The sequence below is a fragment of the Microcystis sp. LEGE 08355 genome (assembly GCF_015207185.1).
GTDB classification, from domain to species: Bacteria; Cyanobacteriota; Cyanobacteriia; order Cyanobacteriales; family Microcystaceae; genus Microcystis; species Microcystis panniformis.
This window is the reverse complement of sequence record NZ_JADEXI010000271.1, coordinates 1-6,123: the sequence shown is the minus strand read 5'-3', so window position 1 is coordinate 6,123 and position 6,123 is coordinate 1. Positions and strand designations below refer to the sequence as shown.

Annotated in this window: 5 protein-coding genes and 1 tRNA gene; 1 reads left to right on the top strand and 5 read right to left on the bottom strand. The window is 48.5% G+C overall.

The genetic code is table 11. From position 1 onward, the window contains the following. Positions 1-490 precede the first annotated feature (490 nt). From IQ242_RS14220 to surE, 5 genes are all read right to left on the bottom strand, one after another. Entirely contained in the window at positions 491-895 is a 405-nt protein-coding gene (locus tag IQ242_RS14220; protein ID WP_228020998.1) for a hypothetical protein, read from the bottom strand. 10 nt (positions 896-905) lie between these two features. Beyond that, positions 906-2,717: a R3H domain-containing nucleic acid-binding protein gene (locus tag IQ242_RS14215; RefSeq protein ID WP_193960413.1), complete on the bottom strand. Its 1,812-nt coding sequence runs from the start codon at positions 2,715-2,717 to the stop codon at positions 906-908. Positions 2,718-2,768: 51 nt separating this feature from the next. Next, positions 2,769-3,770, bottom strand: a complete 1,002-nt coding sequence (ldpA, locus tag IQ242_RS14210) for a circadian clock protein LdpA (RefSeq protein ID WP_193960412.1) — start codon at positions 3,768-3,770, stop codon at positions 2,769-2,771. A 701-nt stretch (positions 3,771-4,471) separates the two neighbouring features. Beyond that, positions 4,472-5,053 carry a DUF3727 domain-containing protein gene (locus tag IQ242_RS14205; protein WP_002769671.1) on the bottom strand — a complete coding sequence of 194 codons (582 nt, stop codon included), beginning with the start codon at positions 5,051-5,053 and terminating at the stop codon, positions 4,472-4,474. A 47-nt stretch (positions 5,054-5,100) separates the two neighbouring features. After that, on the bottom strand, positions 5,101-5,913 hold the full coding sequence (gene surE / locus IQ242_RS14200; protein ID WP_193960411.1) for a 5'/3'-nucleotidase SurE: 813 nt from the start codon (positions 5,911-5,913) through the stop codon (positions 5,101-5,103). Between the two features lie 57 nt (positions 5,914-5,970). On the opposite strand from surE, the gene IQ242_RS14195 reads away from it, so the two are divergent. After that, positions 5,971-6,043: transfer RNA gene (locus IQ242_RS14195), tRNA-Arg, on the top strand. Positions 6,044-6,123: the final 80 nt, after the last annotated feature.

Genomic DNA, 6,123 nt, shown 5'->3' with positions numbered 1-6,123 from the left:
ATTTATTGAGAGAATATTTATCGATTTTGTCTTCTCTCTTGGCATCCATCCAAAGCCTTAAAGCCTTATTACGGATGAATTGTACTGTACGAATAGCTTCATCAATGGCAGAACACTGACTTGGTTTAACCACGGCTTTCATTTCTAAGACAATCATTGTTTATCGACCTCAAACAACTTATTTGATTTTAACCTGTAGAGCATCGGATTGTCAAGATTTTAGTTGACATTGAGCTTGTCGAAATGTGGACACTGAGCTTTTATATTGAGCTTTTACATTGAGCCTTTACATTTACATTGAGCCTTTACATCGAAGCCCCTCGAAATGTGTCGAAATGTCGTGCTTCGTGTCACTGAGCCTTTACATTGAGCCTTTACATCGAAGCCCCTCGAAATGTCGTGCTTCGTGTCACTGAGCTTGTCGAAGTGCTGTTTTATACTGGTCGGGGTTTCATCCCGTCGCTAAGCGCGAGGGTCTTCACCCCGACATTCAAGATAAAATCTCCGGTGCGTCTTTGTCCATCGGGCCAGCGATCGGGCAAATTTTCCATAACAAAGCAGCAAAAGCTCCGGCTGCCCAAAAATTGGCCTTTGCCAACTGCCAAGTGCCGGGGGTGGGACTATTCCCCCTCCGTAGCCAATTGAAGAAATTAAAACCCGATGGCTCTGGATGGGTAAGATAGGGATAGAGAATGCCCCGACGGGCATAACTATCGAGATAATCGCTCGTGGTCGCTAGTTTAATCTTAGCCAGATCGAGACAGAGCTTAATTCTTTCAGCTAGGGGCATTTTGGCGCGCAATTCCGCCGCCGATTGGGGACGATGGATAATCTGGACGGCCACCGCACCGCTCGCCGTTCTGTACCTAGAATGATGAGCGTGCGTCGCTGCCAATTCCCGACTCCTAAGCTGGATAGATGCGAATACGGCGATTCGGTTCCTCTCCGAAGCTATCGGATTGGAGACGGTAATGTTCCACTAATTCGTGCTGCATTTTCCGCACTTTCGCCGATCGCGGCAGTAACTCCACCGGTTGGCCGGTGGGAATAACGATTTGTTCCACCGCTAACCGGGCCTCCTCCAAAGCTTCGATCTCGTCATCACTACCGCTGCGGGCAAATAAACGTAGATCTGCACCTTCCTGATTCATCGGGTCATCAATGCCCAAAATCCGCTTTAAACCGCGAGAAATTTGGGGCAGGGTATTGGATTTGATGCCGTGGATGGGAATTTGTCTTACTTTGGCAATTTGACGCAATTTTGACTGATTTTTAACGTGGGAACGCAGGGCCAGCACCGCATCGGCCCCCTGTAAATCTTTGGTCAAAACGATCGGCAAATCTAGGGCCTGTACTACCTGTTCGATCGGGGCGCGACTGACTCCGTAGGGATAGACATAAACCGGCCAATCTTCGCCATTGGGACCGGGGACGCGGACTTTTTCCGTTTCCGGTTCCTCCTGCAGCCAAGATTGTTCGAGGAGGCGATCGAAATCGTTTTCCCGGTTGAGGGGGCCCGCACCGAAACGGGCCACGGGAGTCATCCGGCCATCGGCCCGCCATCCCTTGGGTTTATCCATTTCCGGCAGATAATTGCTGCGCAAAGGGGTCAGGTTTTCCGGTTTTGGTTCTTCCTGAGCGACTTGTACTTTCCCCTCCTCGTCTACCCAACGGATTTGGGCAATTGCTTCCCGTCCCCGCAGCAGTTGGTCGATCGTGGTAGATACGTCCTCGTGGATGACCCAGCGCTGACGTTCCAACATTTCGATGGCAATGTCAAAGGTGGGCGGTGCTTTGCGTTCTAAAACGGTCTTCTGAGAACCCCGGCGGCGCGCTTCTTCGTCTCCGAGAGTTACTGCCTGAATTCCCCCGACTAAATCCGATAAAGTCGGGTTTTTAATTAAATTTTCCAATTGATTGCCGTGGGCGGTTCCCACTAACTGCACTCCTCGCTCGGCGATCGTGCGAGCGGCCAGAGCTTCTAATTCCGTACCGATCTCATCAATCACGATCACCTCTGGCATATGGTTTTCCACTGCTTCGATCATGACTTGATGCTGCAATTCCGGACGGGCCACCTGCATCCGACGAGCGCGACCGATGGCCGGATGGGGAATATCTCCATCCCCGGCGATTTCGTTGGAGGTGTCGATAATCACTACCCGTTTATTGAGGTCGTCGGCTAAAACTCGGGCTATTTCCCGCAAGGCCGTGGTTTTCCCCACCCCCGGACGACCGAGCAGCAGCAGGGATTTTCCCGTTTCCACTAGGTCGTTAATCAGGGTGATCGTACCGAAAACGGCCCGACCGATACGACAGGTTAAACCGATAATTTCCCCGTCTCGATTGCGAATGGCACTGATGCGGTGCAGGGTGCGTTCAATCCCGGCGCGATTATCGCCGCTAAAACTGCCCACCCGGGCGATCGAATACTGGATTTCTTCTTTTGAGATCGGTTCGTCCCCCAGATCGATCGCCCCATCGGGAAAACGCGCTTCTGGTATGCGTCCCAAATCCATAACTACTTCGATCAGTTGATGCTGCCGCGGGTGTTCCTCGATTTTGCCGCGAATCCGCACAGGTAGAATTGCCAAGAGTTTGTTTAAATCTTCGGTAACTGGCATCCGAGAGGAGGGTAGGGTTTCTGGCATTAATAATAAAAGGTTTTGGCGATAATTGGCTGTTTTTATTTCCAAGATTTTCTTGGGGTCTAACACATTTAGGGGTTAGTTGTCAATTTAAAAAATATTATAGTTTTTTGACCAAGGTTAGGCTTTTAATTGAGCAACGAGAATAGAAGCGGCTTTAACGGCTTCTTGGTAGGCTTGGGGGTCATTTTCAAGGTTAGGCTGGTCTAAATGCTCTAAAATTGGCAAAATCAATGAACGGGCGTAACTTCCATAGGCAATACCAGCGATTTTTTCTCTCAGTCCCAGTTGCCGTAATTTGGTCACGGTGTGGTCATTGGTTCCCCCAGCTAACTGCACAAATCCGGCTAGATTGGCACAGAGGACTTTTTTGGCCATGTTAATGGCCGGGTGGGTGGTTCCTTTGCCGATATCGCCGCTCATCGGTCGGCCGTCAGTCTGCCAAATCAGAGGACAGCTTAGGGGTGAAATAGTTTCTCGCAGATAGTGGAGGTAATCAATGATATATTCATGATCTTGGCAACTTATGGCCAGGATTTTTAGGTTTTTACTTACAGTTGAGATCGCTGGCCAGAGTCGAGCAAATTCCTCTCCATGACCGACTTGGGTATGAATTTCGATCGCATCGACTCCCATTTCAATAATTAAGGGGATAATTTCTTGGGGTTGACAGACACGGGCTCTGGTCTCGATTATTTGCTGGGGACAAACGGGTAAGCAGCGACCGCAACCATAACAGCGCTGTTCGATCACTCCTCCCCTATCGATAGCATAAGCGGGACAGATTTTTTCGCAGGGACGGGGACAATCGACCGGACAGAGTTGCGGGTTAAAGATAGCTTTACGAAAGTGGGGATCTTCCCCGTCATTGAGACTGACCATTAACCAAGGTCGTCGATTTGGGGGGAATCCGGCGATTTTTTCGGCAGTTTCGATGCCTTCGCGGGCCGCAACAATCACGGCTCGGTCGGCGGCCACATCAATACAATCGGCCCCGGCGATAGTATAGGTCAAAGCGAGGTTGCGAATCGTGGGCAAATCCTGGTAACTAGCTCCACAGATGAGCTTGAACCAGTGACCTGCAACTAAAGACCAGAAGGGAGAGGAGTTTTTATCTAGCACTTTTTTATCCTATCGCAGCCAGCCCCTAAACGTCAGCCTTGTGCTGCTCTGATAGTAAATCTTCTGACTAAAGACTGATTATTAATTCTTCCTTTGGCATTAGTGCCTGTCTGAGGCTGCCCCTCACTTTTGCCAGCAAGCAGAGGCTAGCAGCCTATCTGATAAATAGGTGGCTCTCCCAGGTTTGGTGGGTAAAATGTATTCTAAGATACAGTCTTGGGGCAGTGAGTGGAACGAACCACAGAGACACAAAGGACACAAAGATTGATCGCTACTATATAAGTTAAACTTATCACACCAAGAATAAGAGAGCCAATAGGTTCGTCAGTGGTTAGGAAAATGTGTAATTAGGGTTTGCCGAAAAAGTTTGTTGGTGGGGTTAGGAGTCAGTAGCCGGTCGTCAGTAGCCGGTCGTTTCAGGCTTTGTTGTCCTCTTTTTTTTGTACCAGTTTGTGTACTCAAAGAAGGATAATGCAAGGTTTTTGAAGGTCTTAATCCTATTTTCGCAGCATGAACATCGGATTTTAGCAGGTCAAAAGCCTTATTTTAAAAGGGTTTTACCATTATTCAGCAAGCCCTAATTAATTTAGGGAAAAAAATACCAAATCCGTTTTAATCACGACGATAATAAAATCCCGAAAGATATACTGTGACTAGATTGATCAAAAATTTTGCCAGGCGGATTTGGTAAGATCGTGTAATTAATCGAGTTCATCAAACAAAAGTTCCTCTAGAATTGGTCCCATACCGTCATCATCGGGGGAAACTAATTCAACTTTCCCTTCCGCATCACCGACGGCTAAGAATAACAAAGGAGCAAGGGGACTGTAAATCGAGTATTTTTGGTCTTCGGAAAAGAAACTGGCGAGAAATTGCAATTCTTCCGGCTCTGATGACGAGGAAGGTTCATCGCTATCGATTTCTAAACTGAGAACATTATCTTCTTCTAGGGGAGGCAATTCACCGCTAACAGTCAAGGTGTGAGCAGTGGGTTTGAGCAATAGGTCTAATTCTGCTAAAACTGCCTTAGCATCGGCGAAAATCCGCTCGATTTCCTCGCTATCTTCGATTAAGAAGGCATCAGATTCTTCTTCCTCCGATTCCTCATCCCAAGCTAGTATCATCACCGGGGTATCCACGGGGACAAGAAGCATATAGGTAAGGTCATCGGTTTCATAGGCATTCTCAATATAACAGTCTAGCGATCGACCTTGCTCATCCCACAGGGTTATGATATCCGCTTCTTCGAGTTCGTTTTCTTGAAAATTAAATTGAGGGGACATAGGCTCTCAAACGCTACTGATTGAATCAGAATATCATGAGATGATCCTCAATCAAACCAAGAATTTCCGTGCAAATGTTGAAAACCCTGCACATCAGTTAAATTGTATTGTAGAGGCGTGATGGTGATAAAATTCTCGCCAATAGCGCGCACATCCGTAGGCACTTGCGGGGGTAAATGGCTGTAGTCCGGTTGTTCGATATCTTCCACCACTTCCCCAATTAACCAGTAATAACTTTTACCCCTAGGATCCAGTCTTTTCTCGAAGGTTTCCTCGTAGCGTCGCAATCCCTGCCTAGTGATTTTCACCCCCTTGATTTCGGCACTACTAACCGGAGGGACGTTGACATTGAGTAAAGTGGGAATAGGAAAAGGGTTAAGGGCAACTTTCCTGACTAAAGTGAGGGCAAAATCGGCGGCTGGTTGAAAATCACAGGCTTTAAAACTAGCCAGACTAAAAGCAATACTGGGAATACCTTCGATTAAGCCCTCCATGGCCGCGGAAACCGTGCCAGAATAGAGGATATCGGTGCCGAGATTAGACCCGTGGTTAATGCCGGCTAAAACTAAATCGGGACGCTCTTTGAGGACGGCACTAAGGGCAAATTTCACCGAATCGGCGGGAGTTCCCGAGCAGGACCAAGCAATCACATCGGGGTGAAAAATTCCTTCCACCTGTTCAGCCCGGATGGGATGGTGTAGGGTTAAGCCATGACCGGTAGCAGAGCGCTCGCCGTCGGGACAAACTACGGTAACTTGATGGCCCGCAGTAGCGAGGGTGTTGGCGAGGGTGCGGACTCCTAGGGCCGAAATGCCGTCATCGTTACTGATCAGTAGTTTTAAAGGGCGATCGCTAGTCATAGGAAATTTCTGCTCTACTGCGTCGGCTAGTGGTATAATATAATAGTATTTTATTGTGGGTACGTAGCTCAGAGGATAGAGCACCAGGTTCCGGTCCTGGGTGTCGGGGGTTCGACTCCCTCCGTACTCGTTCAGAAATCAGGGGTCGGTATTCCCCCGGTTGTGCTGCTCCCCGCTCGCCAAAATGGGTAAAACCCCACACCCCNCACC